17 protein-coding genes and 1 pseudogene are annotated in these 17743 nt (G+C 57.7%); 15 read left to right on the forward strand and 3 right to left on the reverse strand.

The window, feature by feature from the left end; genetic code table 11:
* Nucleotides 1–58 precede the first annotated feature (58 nt).
* From C4J87_RS16045 to C4J87_RS16060, 4 genes are all read left to right on the forward strand, one after another.
* Nucleotides 59–490 (forward strand): hypothetical protein, encoded by a 432-nt coding sequence (locus C4J87_RS16045; protein WP_256657419.1) that lies wholly within the window; start codon nt 59–61, stop codon nt 488–490.
* Nucleotides 481–1479 (forward strand): DegT/DnrJ/EryC1/StrS family aminotransferase, encoded by a 999-nt coding sequence (locus C4J87_RS16050; protein WP_124367587.1) that lies wholly within the window; start codon nt 481–483, stop codon nt 1477–1479. The genes C4J87_RS16045 and C4J87_RS16050 overlap by 10 nt, the downstream gene beginning before the upstream one ends.
* Complete coding sequence (locus C4J87_RS16055) at nt 1476–2699, forward strand: hypothetical protein (protein WP_124367588.1); 1224 nt, start codon at nt 1476–1478, stop codon at nt 2697–2699. The genes C4J87_RS16050 and C4J87_RS16055 overlap by 4 nt, the downstream gene beginning before the upstream one ends.
* A gap of 540 nt (nt 2700–3239) precedes the next feature.
* Nucleotides 3240–4124 carry a LysR family transcriptional regulator gene (locus C4J87_RS16060; RefSeq protein WP_124367589.1) on the forward strand — a complete coding sequence of 295 codons (885 nt, stop codon included), beginning with the start codon at nt 3240–3242 and terminating at the stop codon, nt 4122–4124.
* A gap of 53 nt (nt 4125–4177) precedes the next feature.
* Here C4J87_RS16060 and C4J87_RS16065 read toward each other — a convergent pair whose 3' ends face one another.
* Together C4J87_RS16065 and C4J87_RS16070 are read right to left on the reverse strand one after the other, a co-directional pair.
* Nucleotides 4178–4741, reverse strand: a complete 564-nt coding sequence (locus tag C4J87_RS16065) for a hypothetical protein (protein WP_218566962.1) — start codon at nt 4739–4741, stop codon at nt 4178–4180.
* Between the two features lie 360 nt (nt 4742–5101).
* A pseudogene (locus C4J87_RS16070) lies at nt 5102–5326 on the reverse strand (IS5/IS1182 family transposase); the annotation flags it as partial.
* 699 nt (nt 5327–6025) lie between these two features.
* Here C4J87_RS16070 and C4J87_RS26430 point away from each other — a divergent pair.
* The 11 genes from C4J87_RS26430 (at nt 6026) to C4J87_RS16125 (ending at nt 16532) form a co-directional block, all read left to right on the forward strand.
* Nucleotides 6026–6352: a helix-turn-helix domain-containing protein gene (locus C4J87_RS26430; RefSeq protein ID WP_256680096.1), complete on the forward strand. Its 327-nt coding sequence runs from the start codon at nt 6026–6028 to the stop codon at nt 6350–6352.
* 136 nt (nt 6353–6488) lie between these two features.
* Nucleotides 6489–7304 carry an ABC transporter ATP-binding protein gene (locus C4J87_RS16080; RefSeq protein WP_124367590.1) on the forward strand — a complete coding sequence of 272 codons (816 nt, stop codon included), beginning with the start codon at nt 6489–6491 and terminating at the stop codon, nt 7302–7304.
* Nucleotides 7301–8065 carry an ABC transporter permease gene (locus C4J87_RS16085; protein WP_124367591.1) on the forward strand — a complete coding sequence of 255 codons (765 nt, stop codon included), beginning with the start codon at nt 7301–7303 and terminating at the stop codon, nt 8063–8065. Before C4J87_RS16080 ends, C4J87_RS16085 begins: the two co-directional genes overlap by 4 nt.
* Before the next feature lie 29 nt (nt 8066–8094).
* Complete coding sequence (locus C4J87_RS16090) at nt 8095–9150, forward strand: ABC transporter substrate-binding protein (RefSeq protein ID WP_124367592.1); 1056 nt, start codon at nt 8095–8097, stop codon at nt 9148–9150.
* Entirely contained in the window at nt 9147–10031 is an 885-nt protein-coding gene (locus C4J87_RS16095; protein WP_124367593.1) for a PhzF family phenazine biosynthesis protein, read from the forward strand. The genes C4J87_RS16090 and C4J87_RS16095 overlap by 4 nt, the downstream gene beginning before the upstream one ends.
* On the forward strand, nt 10028–10498 hold the full coding sequence (locus C4J87_RS16100; RefSeq protein ID WP_124367594.1) for a RidA family protein: 471 nt from the start codon (nt 10028–10030) through the stop codon (nt 10496–10498). Before C4J87_RS16095 ends, C4J87_RS16100 begins: the two co-directional genes overlap by 4 nt.
* 156 nt (nt 10499–10654) lie before the next feature.
* Complete coding sequence (locus tag C4J87_RS16105) at nt 10655–11395, forward strand: SDR family oxidoreductase (RefSeq protein WP_124367595.1); 741 nt, start codon at nt 10655–10657, stop codon at nt 11393–11395.
* A 41-nt stretch (nt 11396–11436) separates the two neighbouring features.
* The gene (locus C4J87_RS16110; protein WP_124367596.1) at nt 11437–12336 is read left to right on the forward strand and encodes an SDR family oxidoreductase; all 900 of its coding nucleotides are present in this window, start codon (nt 11437–11439) and stop codon (nt 12334–12336) included.
* 49 nt (nt 12337–12385) lie between these two features.
* On the forward strand, nt 12386–12898 hold the full coding sequence (locus C4J87_RS16115; protein WP_124367597.1) for a DUF1097 domain-containing protein: 513 nt from the start codon (nt 12386–12388) through the stop codon (nt 12896–12898).
* Between the two features lie 797 nt (nt 12899–13695).
* Complete coding sequence (locus C4J87_RS16120; RefSeq protein ID WP_124367598.1) at nt 13696–14946, forward strand: pectate lyase; 1251 nt, start codon at nt 13696–13698, stop codon at nt 14944–14946.
* Nucleotides 14946–16532, forward strand: coding sequence for a rhamnogalacturonan lyase B N-terminal domain-containing protein (locus C4J87_RS16125; RefSeq protein WP_124367599.1), 1587 nt, complete (start codon nt 14946–14948; stop codon nt 16530–16532). Before C4J87_RS16120 ends, C4J87_RS16125 begins: the two co-directional genes overlap by 1 nt.
* A gap of 31 nt (nt 16533–16563) precedes the next feature.
* On the opposite strand, the gene C4J87_RS16130 is transcribed toward C4J87_RS16125, so the two are convergent.
* On the reverse strand, nt 16564–17739 hold the full coding sequence (locus tag C4J87_RS16130) for a cell wall metabolism sensor histidine kinase WalK (RefSeq protein WP_124367600.1): 1176 nt from the start codon (nt 17737–17739) through the stop codon (nt 16564–16566).
* Nucleotides 17740–17743 lie beyond the last annotated feature (4 nt).

Raw genomic sequence — 17743 nt, forward strand, 5'->3', positions numbered from 1 at the left:
ACTGAGTACGGTGGAAGACATTGACAGGTTTAAACTCAAACATATTGGAGTACACCTTATGAACGGACACACCAATCCCTCCTTTGCCGAAGCTACGCCATTGGGCGCGTCTGACGTGCAATTCATCAATGACCTGCATGAGCTACTGGAGCGCCATGGCAACCTGGATCGCTTCGGACTCTGCCTGCTGCATGATCACTTCGCGGTGGCCGAGGACGAGATTCTCCTTGAGTGCAACGATCACGATGCCCGCACCTTGCACCTGGATGTGGTCAAGCGTGCGACCCTGGCGCAAAGCAAGTTCACCAGTTGGCGCATTGGCGGGTCACGGGCCGAAGCCTTGACCGCGTGCGCCATGGACAAGTGCAAGGTTGAAGCCCTGACCGCGTGCGCCATGGACAAGTGCAAGGTTGAAGCCCTGACCGCGTGCGCCATGGACAAGTGCAAGGTTGAAGCCCTGACCGCGTGCGCCATGGACAAATGCAAGTAGCGCCCAGCACTGCCGATGGTCAGTGGCGGGCACGGGAAGCCGACAGGCTCCCGTGCTCGTCCTGGCTCGCACAGTTTTACGCCCGCCGTCACGCAGCCCTGCTAGGCAGCGGCACCGCAGCGCTGGAACTGGCGCTACGGCAATTGGGTGTCACGACCGAGTGGCGGGTGGCGGTTCCGGCGGCTACCTGTCATCAGGTGGTGGCGGCTGTGCTCAATACCGGCGCGGTCCCGGTCATCATTGAAAACGGTGCTGAGTTACTGCTCAGCAGCGCCGCCCTGGAATGTCATAAAAACAGCCTGGATGCAGTGATCGCCGTTCATCAATACGGTTTGCCTTGCGATATTCCAGCCCTGCGCCGACAACTGGGCCCGCAGATGCCAATCATCGAAGACAGCGCTGGCGCCTGGGACCTCAATCGACCTGGCGCGTCACGGGTGGTGACTTCCCTGGGACGCGGAAAGCCGCTGGATATCGGCGGTGGCGGCGCAGTGTTCAGCGACACCCCAGTGGATGCCGATATCGATGTCTGGTCGCCAGGCCAACGTTCGCGACCACGCCCGGCGTCGACTGCGCCCTTGTCGGTCCACGCCCTGCCCGCCCTGATGCAGGCCGTCGCAACGGCCCAGGCGCGAACCCAAAGGCTGCGGCTGCAGGTGCCCGGGTTAATGGTGCGGTTGCGTCAATATGGTCTGGATCCCTGGATCACCCAAGACCCATCGGCACCCAGCTGGCAATTCATTCCGATCCGCACCCGCGACCCACGGGTCTTCGAACACCTTCGCTACAGCCCTTATGCCGATCTCCTCGGCGTCTGTGCCCCAGCCCCGCGCCCTCTGAGGGAATTACCCATGCTTGGCACTCGCGCAGAGGTAGCCCAGGGGCCACGGCCCACCTTGGACCTGCACCGCAACTGGATACTGCTCGACCCCCTGGCTGCCCTCAAGCATCCGCAGCAGCTGGCGGCCTGGGCCGCAGACCTGCCATGAGTCCGCGCACCCATGACTTGGCCCAGCCTTTCACTATCGGCCCAAGGGTGCAGCACCTTGCGGACTACGCCGACAGTGGCCAGGCGTTAATCGAAGAACAGCTGCTGGGGGTGGCCGACGCCCGTGTCCTGTTCGCCAACTATGCAGCGATTCGGGCCGACTTCGGCACGCTTTGGGGATCGTCTACGGATACCTCCTCGCACATCGAGATCGACCAGTGGCTGCTGGACAACGCAGCCTTTATCTCCAGCAGCCAAGCTGCGGCGCAAGGCATCAACACCCCGATCGCCCTCGACGGCCGCCGCACGCCGGCTTGGCGCCCGCCCCGCTATGGCAGGGCCGCGGTGCTTTGTTCACCCTCCAGCGATCAGGTGCTATTCGACGTCAAAGGCCTCGGTGTTCCCCCGGATGAAGCCCCCGTGCTTCCCCATTCCAACGGTTTGCTGACCCTGGCCGAAGCCCTGCATGAAGTGCTGATGGAACACTTAGTGTTGGCGGCCATGACTCATGCAAAAGAGGCGATCACTCCGCTGCCGACCTATGCCGTTATTGACCTGGGCTTCGACGCCTTGTGGCATGACGGTCGACCATCCGAACCCGCCGTCCTGTTATTGCGCCGCCCCTGCACCCGCCCGCGCTGCCAGTGGCAACGTTACTGGCAAGGGCCCGAGCTGGCGGGCGCCTTGATGCAGGCCGAACTGCGTCTCAGGCGTTATGGCCTGACAGCCAGCAGCTGTGGCGCTGTGCGTTTTCACGTCAGCCATGAGAATGGGAAACTGCAGGTGCAGCGCGACGGCGCAACACTTAAGGTCAGCAACCAGGTGACCGAGCGATTGGAACAGCTGCTGGCGAACAACCAAGGCAAGCCGCTGGTGATCGACGGCGTCAATGTACAACTGGCCGGGAAGTCCAGCGTCGAGCCCCTGCAGTTGCAGATCATGGACTTTGGCCGCTATCGTTTTGTCGAGCGCTTTGACCATCACCTGTACGCCTGGATCGACGCTGACTACCAGAACCTCAATGGGCTGTACATGGCGCCCGACCACCTGCAATACATTCAGCCAGACCCGCTACTGAGCCTGGCAAAGGCCGTCGACGGAACTGCTTTCACCGCCCTTCAACAACAACTTCGAGACTTGCGCCAAAAGCCCGGGGCCGATGAGCTATGCCAGGCTGTACGCGCCGTTCTGGAAGAAGCCTGCCGTCCTCTGCGTTCCTGAACCGACAGCAGAAGGAGGTAAGGCAGTACATTCCAGACCTGCTGACCAGGCAAGGTCGCTTTCAGCGGAGCAATGAGATGGTCATGAACCTGGCGTCGAGGCCATCCAGCTAGAACGTCCTGCCTATTGGGTCAAGTGGCGAACAGATCAGCAAGCGCCAGGCGGAATGCCGTCTTTGTTGAAGTTCTTCAAGCGCTCACGCTCTTGCTCAGTGGAGTGCGCTGGGGTTTCAGCACCTGCCAAAGGGACACGATCCGTGTCGTAGGGCTGTTGAAACCTGCGCATACTGGCGCAACGTTCAACGCTCGGTCAGGACCGACTATCGAACATGACAACCAATAAAACCGCAGGTAACTGTCGTGGACCTAAGCCATGTAAAACAAGAAAACAGTTAATGGACACTTCCATGCTGAAATCACTCAAGCTTGGGATCATTGCAGTTTCTAAGCACTGCCCCCCCGAAGTATTGGTTGTTCACTTGGCTAATGGCTAGACGTTGGCGATACTGTTTATTCCTAAGCAACAATCAGAAGTGACTTGATGGACCAGGTTCGTGCCATGAAAATCTTCGTTCGTATCTACGAACGCAGTAGCTTCACTGCCGCCTCCGAGGACCTTGAAATACCTCGGGCAACGCTCACCCATGTGATGAACCAATTCGAACAGTGGCTCGGTACTCGGCTGCTGGAGCGCAGTACCCGACGCGTGCGTCCGACGCTCGATGGCGAAGCCTATTATCGACGCTGCGTAAATCTGCTAGCGGAGCTGGAGGAGGCCGAACTTGCCTTCCGCCAAAGCGTTCCGAAGGGGCGTTTGCGGGTGGACCTCCATGGCACGTTGGCGCGGTTTTTCGTCATCCCCTCGCTGCCCGATTTTATGCGGCGTTATCCGGGGGTTGAGTTATCGTTCAGCGAGACCGATCGTTTCGTGGATCTGATTGAAGAAGGCGTGGACTGCGTCATTCGCGCGGGGACGCTAGCCGACTCGTCGTTGATAGGTAGGCATCTTATCGACCTGCCTCAAGTCACCTGTGCCAGCCCGAAGTACATCGACACCTATGGTGAGCCACAGACAGTGGCCGACCTGGCTCAGCACAAGGCAATCAACTACGTCTCGCGAACCAGCGGCAAACCTTTTCCGTTTGAGTTTCAGATTGGCGCAGCGGTGCAGGAGATGGTTATTCCCACTGCGATCTCGGTGTTCGGCGCGGAGATTTATACGGCTTCTGCTGTAGCTGGCATTGGACTCATTCAGGTACCTCGATACCGGGTTGCCAAGGAGTTGCAGAACGACGTGCTGCGTGAGCTACTACCGGAAAACCCTCCACCACCCATGCCCGTGTCGGTGCTATACCCGCAAAATCGACACCTTTCGCCTCGCGTGAGAGTGTTCGTCGATTGGCTTAAAGAGATTTTCAAGAGCTGAACGATTTACCGAAAAGCTGTCATGAGCGTCGGCTGGTACAAGCGCCGCATCACTTACGGCGCCACGGCTCGCGGTTGTGCTGCACTGATATGCGCGTACCACGCACGGCCAATGGACAGATGCCTCTCGAATGGAAAGTTTTGCGCAAGCATTGTCTGCAGATCGGCTGCCTTGATACGCATCACATAGCTGCGCTGGATTGTCACCAAGCGATTGTCCGACTGTGTTTGGGCAGGGCTATACCATTTGCCAGGGGCACCGTTGCCAGCAGCATAGGCGTTGGTCTGAGTTTCAACCTGCCAGCCACCATCGAGCAGAACCCAGAGGTCCGAAGATACCGCCGTACCTGCTGCACGGCTATCCAATACAGTGCCGGCGGGCGCATCCCACTCGCGAGAGTGCTTGATTACCCACTTCAACTGCTCATCGTTGAGTTCGGTAAAGAACGGCGTGTGGCGAAGCAGGTGCAAATAGGTGACGGAGGCGTTCATGCGGCTGTCCTGGTAGACGGTTTCAGAGTCGGTCGGTGCCTGTGGAATGCAGCCAATAAGGGCAAGACCAACAGTACTCAGAGCTAACCAGCGGATAAGTTGCGTCTTGACCAGCGAACAGTTCATTGAAGGTTCCTCACGAGGTGGGTAGCGGGCGTAAGGCAATACTGAGCGGGTTCATCAGAAAGATAATCCGCCACTTATTGGCATAGCTGTTCAACAAGAACCAACAATGGGAGCGGACGGGACCTAGACAAGTAGGGAATATTTCCATGCTCCGAACGTTTGCTTTTGGCCGATTCTGTGGAAAAAATCGGATTTACTAAGGGCCTGAACTCAGGCACGCCCACCACCGGACAACCTACTCACCACATTGGATGGTTTTCGGCCCTTCGGTGACCTTTGCTGCTCTGTTATTGGGTAATTTGAGGTTTTTTGCCTGGTGCATGTGAACGTTCATTCTTGAAGGCTCGCCATTCGCTGCGCAATGGACAGGCGCTTCGGTAGCGTTTCGGCCAGCATCTCTCCATTGAGGCCTTCAAGGTACTCACGCACGGCGCGAGTGCTCAGGGATGGATCGCTCCAGTTGACCTGCTCATCTCCCGGTACGCCGCGCTGCCGACTCGCATCCGCTTTGATGATACTGGCGTCCACGGCAAAGCCTTCACCTTTGACCAGACCTGCGCCCATGCAACGGCGCAGCACTTCTGATTCATGGGGGACTCGGGGTAGCGGCTGGTTACAGCGTTGTGGTCGAGTTTGCTATTGGCATTGTGGTCTTCCTGCTCCCTTAGGCTGCGAGGGTTGGTTTCGGGCTCCTCTGCGCCGGAAATCTCTGATCGGGTAGATCTCGTTAAGCTGTGGCGCGAAACCTGCTTATTTTTTGGCTAAAAGCCAAGCACACAGGGGCTATTCGATGCGGGAGATATATAGCGTTCTCAACTCAAACGGCGCTTATGAAACCGGGGCGCATATGCACGATGAGTTCATGCTAATGGTGCCCAGGGAGGGATTGCTGGGCTTCAAAGACGAAGACTCGGGCAAAGCTACTACCCTCATTGATGGCCAGTTCTTGTTGGTCCCCCCGAACGGGGACATTCATCTTTATCCATGACTGACACGCAGAATCACGTCGCTTTCTACGTCGAGCCAGATTACATGCGCTTCGCGCTTCGTGATTTGTCGGGGAGCTCTAACCGTCTGTTACGAATGCCGACGTTAGGGGTTTGGCAGACGTCGGCACCCGTACAGCATTTGTTAAGGGCAAAAACGGCTCTCAGCCAGCCCACATCTTTCGTCGATCGCAGCCGCATCGCGGTGCATTTAGATCACCTCCTATTGCTGGAGTGTCTCGCCGTCGCGCTCAGCCAGCCTAGTAATCAACGGTCATCGACAGAGCGACATGGCGCCATGCTGGTGCGTGATGTGAAGGAATTTCTCGCGGGTAACCTGACCAAGCCTCATTCCCTCGACGTGCTTGCCGATACGTTTCACCTGTCGCGTCGACATCTCACCCGCCTTTTTGTTAGCCATACGGGCGAATCCATACTGGCCTACGTTCAAAGAATCAGGTTGGAGCGAGCGCAGGTGCTACTTGAGCACACACGCATGTCAGTGCTCGAAATCTCGAACTCCGTTGGCTACGAATCCCCGTCGCATTTCGCTCACTTATTCCGTCGGAACGTAGGCCAACCTCCCGAACAGTGGCGCCGAGAGCGGGCTCTGCCTCGGCCATAAGCTGGCTACGTTGCGGTAGCAGATGGCCCGATCACGCTCATCAATGGGCCCGATTGCGCGCGATGGAAATTTGAGGTCCGTTCATTCTCATATTCCTCAAAACAACGAAGTCCAGTCGAACGGACCAGGAGGGATGGTGAGCCATCAACCTTTCATAAGTTTTACCGCAGTCCAGAAAAGCTTCAAGGTAGAAGGCCGAGAGTTTGTAGCGGTGCACGATGTATCGTTGGATGTCATGCGCGGCGAGATAATTACACTGGTAGGGCCTTCAGGCTGCGGTAAATCGACACTGCTGAATATGACTGCGGGTCTTTTCAGTCCCAACCAAGGCCGCGTGGAGTACTCGGGGAGTAAAGTCACCGGGGTTAACACTCGCGTTGGCTATATGACCCAAGCGGACCATCTGCTTCCCTGGCGGACGGTCACGGGCAACATTGCTGTTCCCCTGCAGATACGCCGCATGGCGCAAAACGACATCCAAAGCCGCGTCGAAGAACTGCTGGCATTAGTTGGGTTGACTGGGTTTGGAGAAAGTTACCCGGCGCAACTTTCGGGCGGTATGCGCAAGCGCGCTGCAATGGCTCGCCTGATGGCCAGCGACCCTGAGACGCTTTTGCTAGACGAACCTTTTGGCGCGCTTGATGCGCAAATGCGCCTGACTCTGCAGACCGAATTGTTGCGCCTGTGTCGCAAGCTTAACAAGACCGTACTGTTCGTGACCCATGACGTTGATGAGGCCATTGCGCTCGCGGACCGTTGCGTGGTGTTTGCCGGCCGCCCGGGAACCATTGATCACGTTATTGACGTCCCACTTAGCGGTGAGCGGAATCTGGTTCAGCTACGTTCCGACCCCCGATATATCGAGCTCTGCGCGTCGCTGTGGAGACGCCTTGCGCCCGACTCGGTAGCCGCTCCTTCGGCTTCGCTCGCTCATTCGATGGTGGCCTCATGATTCAAATCTACCGATTGGTCTTTCTCACCATTCTTCTCGCCCTATGGGAAGGGATCTCGCGAGCGTCTGGTTTTGAGTTTTTTATCAGCCGCCCCTCGGCCGTAGCCGCCAGCCTCTGGAAGATCTTAAGCAACGGGGTTTTTTTCTATCACGCGGGCATCACAACACTTGAAGCGGTGCTGGGTTTTGTCTTCGGTTCAGTCGCAGGCTTTGCTACCGGCCTGCTGCTAGGTCGGGCAAAGCTGCTGGCAGATATCCTTGATCCGTTTCTCACGGCGTTTTACAGCTTGCCTAAAGTGGCGCTGGCACCTCTGTTTATCCTCTGGTTCGGAATCGGCCTGCCCATGAAAGTGATATTGACGGCTGCGGTAGTGTTTTTCCTGGTGTTCCTGAACACCTACAGTGGCGTACGAAATGTGGCACGCGAGCAGTTGACCATCCTCCGGCTGATGGGAGCTAAAGAGCGTGACCTTCTAACAATGGTCGTCATTCCTTCGGCTTTTACCTGGGTGTTCACCGGGCTCCGGCTTTCAGTGCCCTATGCGCTTATAGGCGCGTTGGTGGGAGAGATCATCGCTGCAAATCGAGGTCTGGGTTATCTGCTTTCGGATTCAGCTTCGCAGTTCGATACCGCCGGAGTCTTTGCAGCGCTGGTTGGAATCATTGGGCTGGCTCTTATCCTGAACGTCGCGGTGAAGCTTGCCGAACGCAAGCTGATGCCCTGGAAAGCCAGCGACGCCGAAAGAGAAATTTCGGTCTAGCCCAGCCCTTCAATCAATCGGAGATCACCATGTTAAACCGCCATTTGGGTGCGGGCGCTATAGCCTGCTTGCTCCTCGCTGGATTCCAGGCATCTATTGGTCAGGCCGAGGAGAAAACCAAGATAAAGCTGGCATTTCCCAGTGAGGGTTTTCTTTATATCCCTATCTATGTCGCAGAGAAGCAGGGGTATTTCGCCCAGGAAGGCCTCGATCTGGAAATCATTTTGTTTCAGAAAGGTGGTTCAGCGGCCTTGACCGCCGTCTTGGGTAACGATGCCGACGTCTACGTTGGCTTGCCAGCGGTCGCGGTCCGAGCCCGCGCCAAAGGGCAAAAAGTTGAAGCCTTCGCAGCAGTACAAACCCAGTTCGGAAGCACCGTGGTAATCGACGCGAAATCCGCAACTAATGCCGGCTTGTCGTCGAACTCATCCCTTGAGCAGAGAGCTCAAGCCCTGCGCGGTCTGAAGATCGGAGTTACCGGGCCTGGCAGTACGACCGATATGCTGGTGCGCTATCTCGCTAAGAACGCTGGCTTGAACGCTGATAAGGACATGACGATCATGCCGGTCGGTGGAGCTCCCAACATGTTGGCGGCCTTCTCGCAGGGGAGCATCGACGGATTTTCCCTCTCGCCGCCGACCGTAACGACTGCCCAGCAAAGCGGCGGATATGTACTGATGGATCTGGCTAAAGGGGAATATAAGCCGCTGGATGGCTTTTTATTCACAGCAATGATTGCGCGCGAAGATTGGCTGGTAAAAAACCAGCAGACTGCACAGAAGCTAGTGCGCGCGCTCTGGCGCGCTGAGCAGCTATTGGCTACTGATCCCTCCGAGGCAAAAGAGTCTGTCAGGCCGTATTTCGTGCGTACGACAGCGGCCATTTTTGATGCGGCCTGGAGCGCCTCGCTATCGTCTTATCCGCAGACACCGCGAATCGAAGCGGCAGGAATCGAAAAAAATATTAGCTTCATGAATGCCGTGGAAAACGACCCGGTCACTATCGATAGCAATTCTGCTTTTACAAACACGGTCGTCGACGCGGTTATGCCAAGCCTATCCAGCATTAAAGGGGAGGCAAAATGATCCCGGTGGTTCATGTGATCAATGTATTCCCTGCCGCACCTGGTGGTGGAAATCCCGCGCCTATCGTGGCCCAGGCTGACGGTATGACGAATCGGCAAATGCAAGCCGTCGCTCAAGTTTATGGCCACGAGTGCGGCTTCGTTTTTTCAGCCCCCGGCTTGGCTGACTACGATTTCGCTCTGCGGTTTTGGGTGCCTAACCATGAGATGGAAATGTGTGGCCATGCAACCGTTGGGGCCATCTGGTTGCTGGACCACCTTGGTCTATTGGAAAAGGATCAGATGCGGCTTTGGACGCTTAGCGGGCCTGTGGACGTCCAGGTCCATCGTAGAGGAACCCCGCAGGCCTCGGTTGAAATCAGCCAGCCAAAGGGACACGTCGAGGACCTGCAGGATGCGGCCCTAGAGGCAGAGATTTTGGCTGTATTAGGTATCAGCTCCAATGAACTCGCTCCTTTCCCCATTCAGAACGCGAGCACGAGCCGTGTAAAAACACTTATCGGCCTAAAGAACGCCCAGGTCCTAGATAACCTCAAACCTGATTTTCGACGTATCGAGTCACTTTGCGAGCGCATCGGCTCCACGGGCCTTTACCCCTACGCCACAACGGATGTCGAATCACGTCAATTTGATGCCCGGCAGTTCCCAAAATCATCTGGTTATCCTGAAGACGCTGCGACAGGTATTGCAGCAGCGGCGCTTGCGTTCGGCCTGCTCGATAACGGGTTGGTCTCTGCTGATGATCGCCCAGTCCGGATCCGGCAAGGTCGAGCAATGGGCAAACCCTCAGAAATCACTCTCCGTTTCCGTCGCAATGAAGAAGGGCGGGTGGATGGTTGCTGGTTGGGCGGCTATGCAGAATTTGTAGGAGATACCGCATGACGGTTCTCGGAAAATTGAAGCAGATGGGACTCACCCTGCCCGAAAAACCAGCGGCACGGGGAAATTACGAGCCTGTCGTCATTCACGAAGGTTTGGCCTATGTGAGCGGCCAAGTTTGCCGAATTGGTGACAGAGTAATCACCGGCCCCATCACCTGTGACACACCCGGCGAATTGGTTATCGAGGCGGGGAAAACCTGTGTGCTACGCGCGCTAAGTCTTTTAGACGAAAAAGTAGGGCTGCAAAATATCAGCCAGATTTTGTTCGTCCGCGCCTTTATCTACGGGGCCCCCGGATATAACGACTACTCCGCAGCAGCGGACGGTGCGTCTCGTCTGCTCATCGATCTCTTCGACGTTAAAGGGCGACATGCTCGTTCAGCTATTGGAGTAGCCGGGCTACCAGGCGCCGGCATGCTTGAACTCGAGATCATTGCAGCGGTGGCCTGCGCTGATTCCAAAAACTAGTTCATGAGATAGCCAGCTATTCACCAGCGGATATTTGACGTCTCGATTGTTTATATTTATTAAACAATGAAGACAGTTATCGAGTATTTATCCAATTTCGACAGCATGGGATTCTAATCCCACACCTTAACCAACCAAACGCGAAAAGGACTGACCATGAATACGACCAACAGCAAAGTAGCTATCGTCACCGGCGCATCTCGTGGCATCGGAGCCCAAGTTGCTAAACGTCTCGCTCAGGAAGGCTTCGCCATCGTTGTGAACTACTCCAGCAGCGCTGCCGAGGCAGAGACCCTGGTCAGCGCTATTGAAACGCACGGCGGGCGGGCTATCGCGATCAAAGCCGACGTAGCCAGCAGCCAGGATGTACGGCGCCTGTTTGATGAAACCGAACAGCAGTTTGGCGGGGTAGACGTCCTAGTCAATAACGCAGGGATCATGTCGTTGGCAACGATTGCCGAGACCGATGACGCGACTGTAGATCGGCAGATCAACATTAACTTCAAGGGTTCGTTCAATACCATGCGAGAAGCTGCGATCCGCATGCGAGACGGTGGCCGAGTGATCAATTTTTCATCCAGCGTGGTTGCGATGCTGCAGCCTACCTATGGGGTCTATGCCGGTACCAAAGCAGCAGTCGAGGCAATGACCAGCGTCTTCGCCAAAGAGCTGCGCGGCCGCAGCATCACTGTAAACGCCGTTGCACCAGGGCCTACCGCGACCGACCTTTTCCTCAACGGTAAGCCACAAGAAGCGGTTGAACGGCTCTCCAAACTGGCTCCTCTGGAACGTCTGGGTCAGCCAGAGGATATTGCAGCAACTGTCGCCTTCCTTGCCGGCCCGGATGGCGCCTGGATCAATGGCCAGACCTTGCGAGCGAATGGCGGGATTATCTAACCCCGTCCCACCCTTACCCCACCATCGATAGGAGCTGCATTATGAAAAACGTCATTGTAATTACCGGCGCTTCCAGCGGTTTCGGTGCCCTCACTGCCCGCGCTTTGGCACATGCAGGCCATACGGTTTACGCGAGCATGCGCGAAACCCAGGGTCGTAACGCCCCTCAAGTAGCTGAAGTGGCGCGATACGCTGAGGAGCACCGCGTTGACTTGCGCAGCGTGGAGCTGGATGTCTCTTCTAGCGATTCGGTGGAAAAGGGTATCGCACGCATCATCCAAGAAGCGGGCCGTCTGGATGTAGTGGTTCACAACGCTGGCCACATGTCGTTTGGCCCAGCGGAAGCGTTCACACCAGAGCAGTTTGCTCAGCTGTATGACATCAATGTTCTGAGCACGCAGCGGGTCAACCGAGCGGCTCTTCCTTATCTTCGTAAGCAAGGTAAGGGCCTCGTTTTGTGGATCTCCTCCAGCAGCGCCCGAGGAGGTACCCCGCCTTATCTCGCGCCGTACTTCGCCGCCAAGGCGGCAATGGATTCATTGGCCGTGTCCTATGCAAGCGAGCTGGCCAGATGGGGAGTCGAGACGTCAATCATTGTGCCCGGGGCATTCACCAAAGGCACCAATCACTTCGTACACTCCGGCTCTCCTGCAGACCAGGCCAGAGCGGCCGAATACGACAACGGCCCCTACGCGGCGCTCGCCGAGCAAAGCCTCAAAGGTCTGGCTGCGCTTGAGCCTGCCGATGCGGACGTTGCGGACGTAGCGCGCGCTATCGTCGAGATCGTGAATATGCCACAGGGTAGCCGCCCCTTCCGCCGGCACATCGACCCGTCGCGGGATGGGGCAGAGATTGTGAATGCCATGGCTGACCGAGTCCGCGCTGAAATGTTTCGCCGCATTGGTCTCGAAGATTTGCTGACAGTCCGGATAAACGCTTGATCGACACACTCACCCCCCAGGGGGTGAGCAACAGCCTAAGGAGTTTTTCATGAATATTTTGCCAAAAACTGTAACTGTCCCTACTTCAAGCCTACGAGCGCAGCTCACCTTCAACGGGGTCACCGCGATCGCTGCAGCAACAGCTGCGGTGGCCTCAGCAGCAAGCTTGATGGCAGGTTTGCCCGTGTGGGCTATGTTCATCGGTTGGGTGGCTTTCTTTTCGCGCGGACATAGCTTCCGAGACGGAATCGCTAACTATGGCAGTATGTTAGCTGGAATATGCTTCGGTATGGTGGCGGCTATGGCTATCTCTGCGCTTGGCCCAATGGTTGGTAAACTGGCATTACCGATAGTCGTGTTCGTCGTCGCGATGATTGTGGTTTCGCTACGGGCGATGCCGATTGTTAACAATGTCCTCGCTTATTTTCTGGGACTTATTGCCTACTTTGCAGCTCACCTAGATCCTTCATTCGAGGCGCTAGGACGTTTAGGCGAAGCATCGGCCATAGGCAGTTTCGCGGCATGGTCCTCGCTAAAACTGCAGCAAAAATTTGTGGCCTGACCAGTTCATCTCTTAGCCCCGTCAATGCTCGTGTCAAAACGAAAGACAAGGCCGCATTGAGTTTAGCCCAGGCAGGAATCCGGTAGTAGGTTAGGGACTCAGCAAACCACCTTATATGCCGGCGAATCCTCTGGCGTGTTCTACCGCCGAACATCGATCTTCGTCGTGCTCATGTTCGCATGCCCTAGCCAAGCCTGGACCTTGGTTACGTCCGCCTCATGCTCCAGCGCGTTCGTCACGGCTGGAACTCAAAAGCCTAGACGTTGGCTTCGTGAAAAAAACGCGGCGTACAGGCGATCCAATTGTCCTCCTGGGCATTTGGTTTGCTGGCGGAACCCCATAGCTGTCCGACTGCTTCTGGCCGATAGTTGCCCATTGTGAAGGACGGCAAACGACCCAAGACGGACGGCCAACAAAGAAAACTAAACGTCTAGAACGTTGGGAGCTATCGGCGGGTCGCCGCCGACAGCCCTGTTCTCAATTTCATCTCCTATTGCGCAAGCCAGCTGAACACAGTGAGATCGGACCATCCGCCCACTGGAAGGGCAGGTCTGGCTGGACGCGCGGGGCGGGCGGCTCTAGAAACACGAGCTGGTCGGGCATGACGAAAATTGCGCCCCAAGCCCAACTTGGCAAATAACATTCATAGCCAGCACCTGCTCCAACTGAACCTAACCTGAAGGCACTCAGGGTCGGGATTCAAACCATTTGATAAATACCGTTGAGTATTCAAATTATAGCCCGCCTCATTCACCAGGCGCCGCCGGCTTTTTTGCGCCGTACTCAACGTTCAGGAGATGCACTTGAAGCTCAGCACTTGCCTTGTGCGCTGCTTGTCCGCGTCCATACTCTGCGCGGCTCTGATATCACCCCAGTGTGCACTCGCCGACGCTCATCCTGTGGGCTTTGCCAAGGGGGTAACCGGGGGCGGTAACGCCACTATTGTGCGCCCCGCAACGCCCGATGAACTTAAAACGGCCCTGTGTGCGACCTACGATACCCGAGGTCAGTGCACAGATGACACGCCGCGCGTCATTGCCCTGGACCACAGGTTCGATTTTCGCGGTTCGGTTATCTCGAACGGCAGCGCCCAGGTCACCGAAGCCGGTTGCATGGCCAATGCCTGTCCCCATGGCGGCGGGCAATGGGCGATCAATGGTGCCAATCATTTTTGCCAGTCCAAACCACCGGCCACCGTGACCTATGACAAGGCCGGATTGCAGCGCCTGAAGATCGGTTCGAACAAGACGCTGATCGGTCTGGGCAGTCACGCCGGTATCCAGGGTATGGGGCTGTTCGTCGGGGGCGGCGCGCACAATGTCATTGTTCGTAACCTGACCTTGTCTGATATCAACCCGCGGGTGGTCTGGGGCGGCGACGCGCTCACGCTGGATGATGCCGATGGCGTCTGGATCGACCATGACACGTTCGTACGCATTGGCCGCCAGATGGTCGTGACCGGTTGGGGCAGCGCGGCACACGTGACCCTGTCCAACAATGAGTTCGATGGCCGCACGCCCTACTCTGCCACCTGTGATGGGCATCATTACTGGGTATGGTTGTTTCTGGGGCATCACGACACCCTCACGCTGGTCGGCAACTACGTGCATGACACCTCGGGACGCGCGCCTCATTCCGGCGGCATGGGCGAGACCGATGTTCGCGCGCAACTGGTCAACAACGTGTTCGCGCACCTGTCCTACCAGGGCGCGATCATGTCGCGCACCGCCACCTCCCACCTGCTGGTGGAGGGCAACGCCTTCGAGGACGTGTCGCACCCCCTGTTCAATGACACCCGGCAACCCGGTACGGCCTTTGCGCCCTTCGCGCAAGCGGTTGGGGATGCCTGCCAGGTCGCGATCGGCAGGCCCTGTGCGGTCAATCAACAACACCTTAGCGGCGATGATTACCGGCCCCAGGACGTGCCGGCGCTGGCGGCGTTCACCGCGTACCGTGAATACCTCGTCACGCCACAGCCTGCTGAGGTTGCGCTGGCCCAGGTACCCAGAAACGCGGGAGCAGGCCACCTTAATGCGGAGAAAAACTGATGCGACGTGCGCTGCTGATTATGGTGTTTGGCATGGCGATTATCGCGCAAGCGCACGCCGCCAGTTTCGGGGCTACGCGCACGGGTACCCGGATCGTCGTCGACACCGGTGCCGATCTGGTCTTCAGCGTGGACACCCGTAACGGCGACCTGGTGTCCATGCGCTTTCACGGCCACGAGTTGCAGACCACCGAGCCCAAAGCCTCGCAAATCGCTTCCGGCCTGGGCACCGCGCAAGTGGACGCCCGTACGGTGGGCGACGTCATCGTGATCAGCGCACGGGCTGGTGATTTGATCCAGTACTACCTCGCCGATAAAGGGCGCAACGCGATTTACATGGCGACCTATGCCCCGACCTTGCTGCCGGTGGGCGAATTGCGTTTTGTTGCGCGGCTCAACGTCAATACGCTGCCAAAGGCCACACGCGGAACCGACTCCAATGTCGGCACTGCGATCGAAGGCAAGGATGTATTCCTGCTGCCGGATGGGCGCACCAGTTCCAAGTTCTATTCGGCACAACCGATGATCGATGACCCCATGCACGGGGTTAAAGGACCGGGTGTCGCGGTGTATATGCTGATGGGCAATCGCGAACTCAGTTCCGGGGGGCCGTTTTTCAAAGATATTGCCACCCAGAAGACCGACGTCACCCATGAGCTGTACAACTACATGTTTTCCAACCACACCCAGACCGAGCCCTATCGAGGCGGTTTGCACGGGGTGTATGGGCTGCTGTTCACCGACGGTGACGCGCCTTGCGAAGCCTTGACCAACCTGGCTTTCGTCAACAACACCCTGGGGCTCGCAGGCTTCCTGGACAGTGCCGGACGCGGCGCGGTAACAGGTCGCGTTTCCGGGGTGGCCCCTAGCCTGCCCGCCGTGGTGGGCCTGAGCAATACCAACGCCGAGTATTGGGCACCTGTCGATGGCAACGGCCGGTTTCAGCTGACGGCTGTACGGCCAGGGCGATACCGAATGACGCTTTATCAGCGCGAATTGGAAGTGGCGCAAGGCACTGTGCAAGTGAAGGCTGGCAGCACCGCGCAAACGACCTTGCAGGCGCGGCCACCGACAGGCCAGGTGAAATGGCAAATCGGCGTACCCGATGGCACCCCGACGGGTTTTCGCGACGCCGGGCTGCTGTCATCGGCCCATCCAAGCGACACACGAATGGCGCCATGGGCCCCGACCACCTACACCGTCGGCAGCAGCCATCTCGACGCATTTCCCGCCGCACAATGGCGCGACATCAACAGCCCCACGCGCATCGACTTCGTCCTGGCGGCCAACGAGGTGCGCGATTACCGCCTGCGTCTGTTCATTTCGCTGGCTCAAGCCGGCGGCCGCCCCCAGGTAAGCGTCAACCAGCACTGGACCGCGCCCGCGCCCCCCGCCTCCAACCAACCCAACAGCCGGGGTATCACTCGAGGCACTTATCGGGGCAATAACACCGTGTTTGAGGTGAGCATTCCGGCCTGCGCGTTACGGCCGGGCACGAATACGCTGGAGATCGGCGTTGCATCGGGACAAGCCGGCAGCGGTTTCCTGAGCCCGGGTTTTGTATTTGATAGCGTGCAGTTGATGTAGACCTATGTATTTCGGACAGCAAGCGATGTAATCACAGTGGAAACTCAGCCCTGACCAGGGTCCCGCCTTGGGGACAATTGCTTGCGGTAATCGTCCCGCCATGGGCCTGGCAGATGGCACGGGCGATGGACAGGCCCAAGCCACTGCCACCGGAGTACCGGGCCCTGGAACGCTCTGCCCGCCAGAAGCGGTCAAACACGCTGTCCAGGTGTTGCGCCTCGATGCCAGGGCCGCGGTCGCCGATTTCAATCACGACCCGATCATGAATTCTGTGCGCCATGATGTTCAGTTCGCCACCGCCACTCGCGTAACGCAGCAGGTTATCGAACAGGATGTTCAGCACCTGGCCCAGGCGATCGCGATCGGCATGGATATGAAGCCCCTCTGCAATGCTGGCGTGCGTTTGAATATGAGCCTCATCCAGTTGCGGCTGAAACCAGGTAAGCCGTTCGGCGAACAACGCGGCCAATGAAAAATCGCTGCGCTCCAACACCAGCCGGCCCGCCCTGGCCATCGACAACAGATGCAGGTCATCCACCAGTTTTCTGAGTTGGTCAAGCTGGCGTTTGACCATGCTTAACTGCACGGCATCGCTTGGGAACACCTCATCAAGCATGCCCTGGACCCGGCCCATGGCCGCATTCAACGGCGTGCGCAGTTCGTGGGCAATGACCGCGCTGGACTCACGCACATCACGCTCGTAGCGCTCCAGTTGCGTGGTCATGCTGTTGAAGTCGCTGACCAACCGTTGCAGCTCGTCGGGTGCTTGCTTGTGAGGTGGCAGGCGGGTGAGAAAATCCCCTCCCGCAACGCGCCGTGCACCTTGGGCAATCGCCGAGAACTGGCTGGACAACGGTCGCGAAAACCACATGCCACAGACAATGATGATCGGGATAGCAGCCATCACCAGGCAAGCCAGAATCAGCCAGTCGCGGTTGGCGATGTCCGGCTGGAAGAACTCCACCGGGTAGTATTCGGCAACCAGCTGGCGCAAGCGTGTCTCGTTGAGCTGCGGCTCGGCGCGCAGCTGCAGCAACTCCTCGCGCGCCGCCGGCGGCAAGTGCTGCAAAAAATTCCGGTCTGACAGCCTGAAGTTGATCCACATGCAGAGGGCGATCACCACCACGGCGCCGATCGCCAACAGGCTCATGCGCATGCCGACCCAGCGCCACAACGGTTTGTCGTTGCCTCGTGATTTCTCAAGCATGTTG

Origin of the sequence: Pseudomonas sp. R1-43-08 (assembly GCF_003852255.1) — a bacterium.
Taxonomy (GTDB): Bacteria; Pseudomonadota; Gammaproteobacteria; order Pseudomonadales; family Pseudomonadaceae; genus Aquipseudomonas.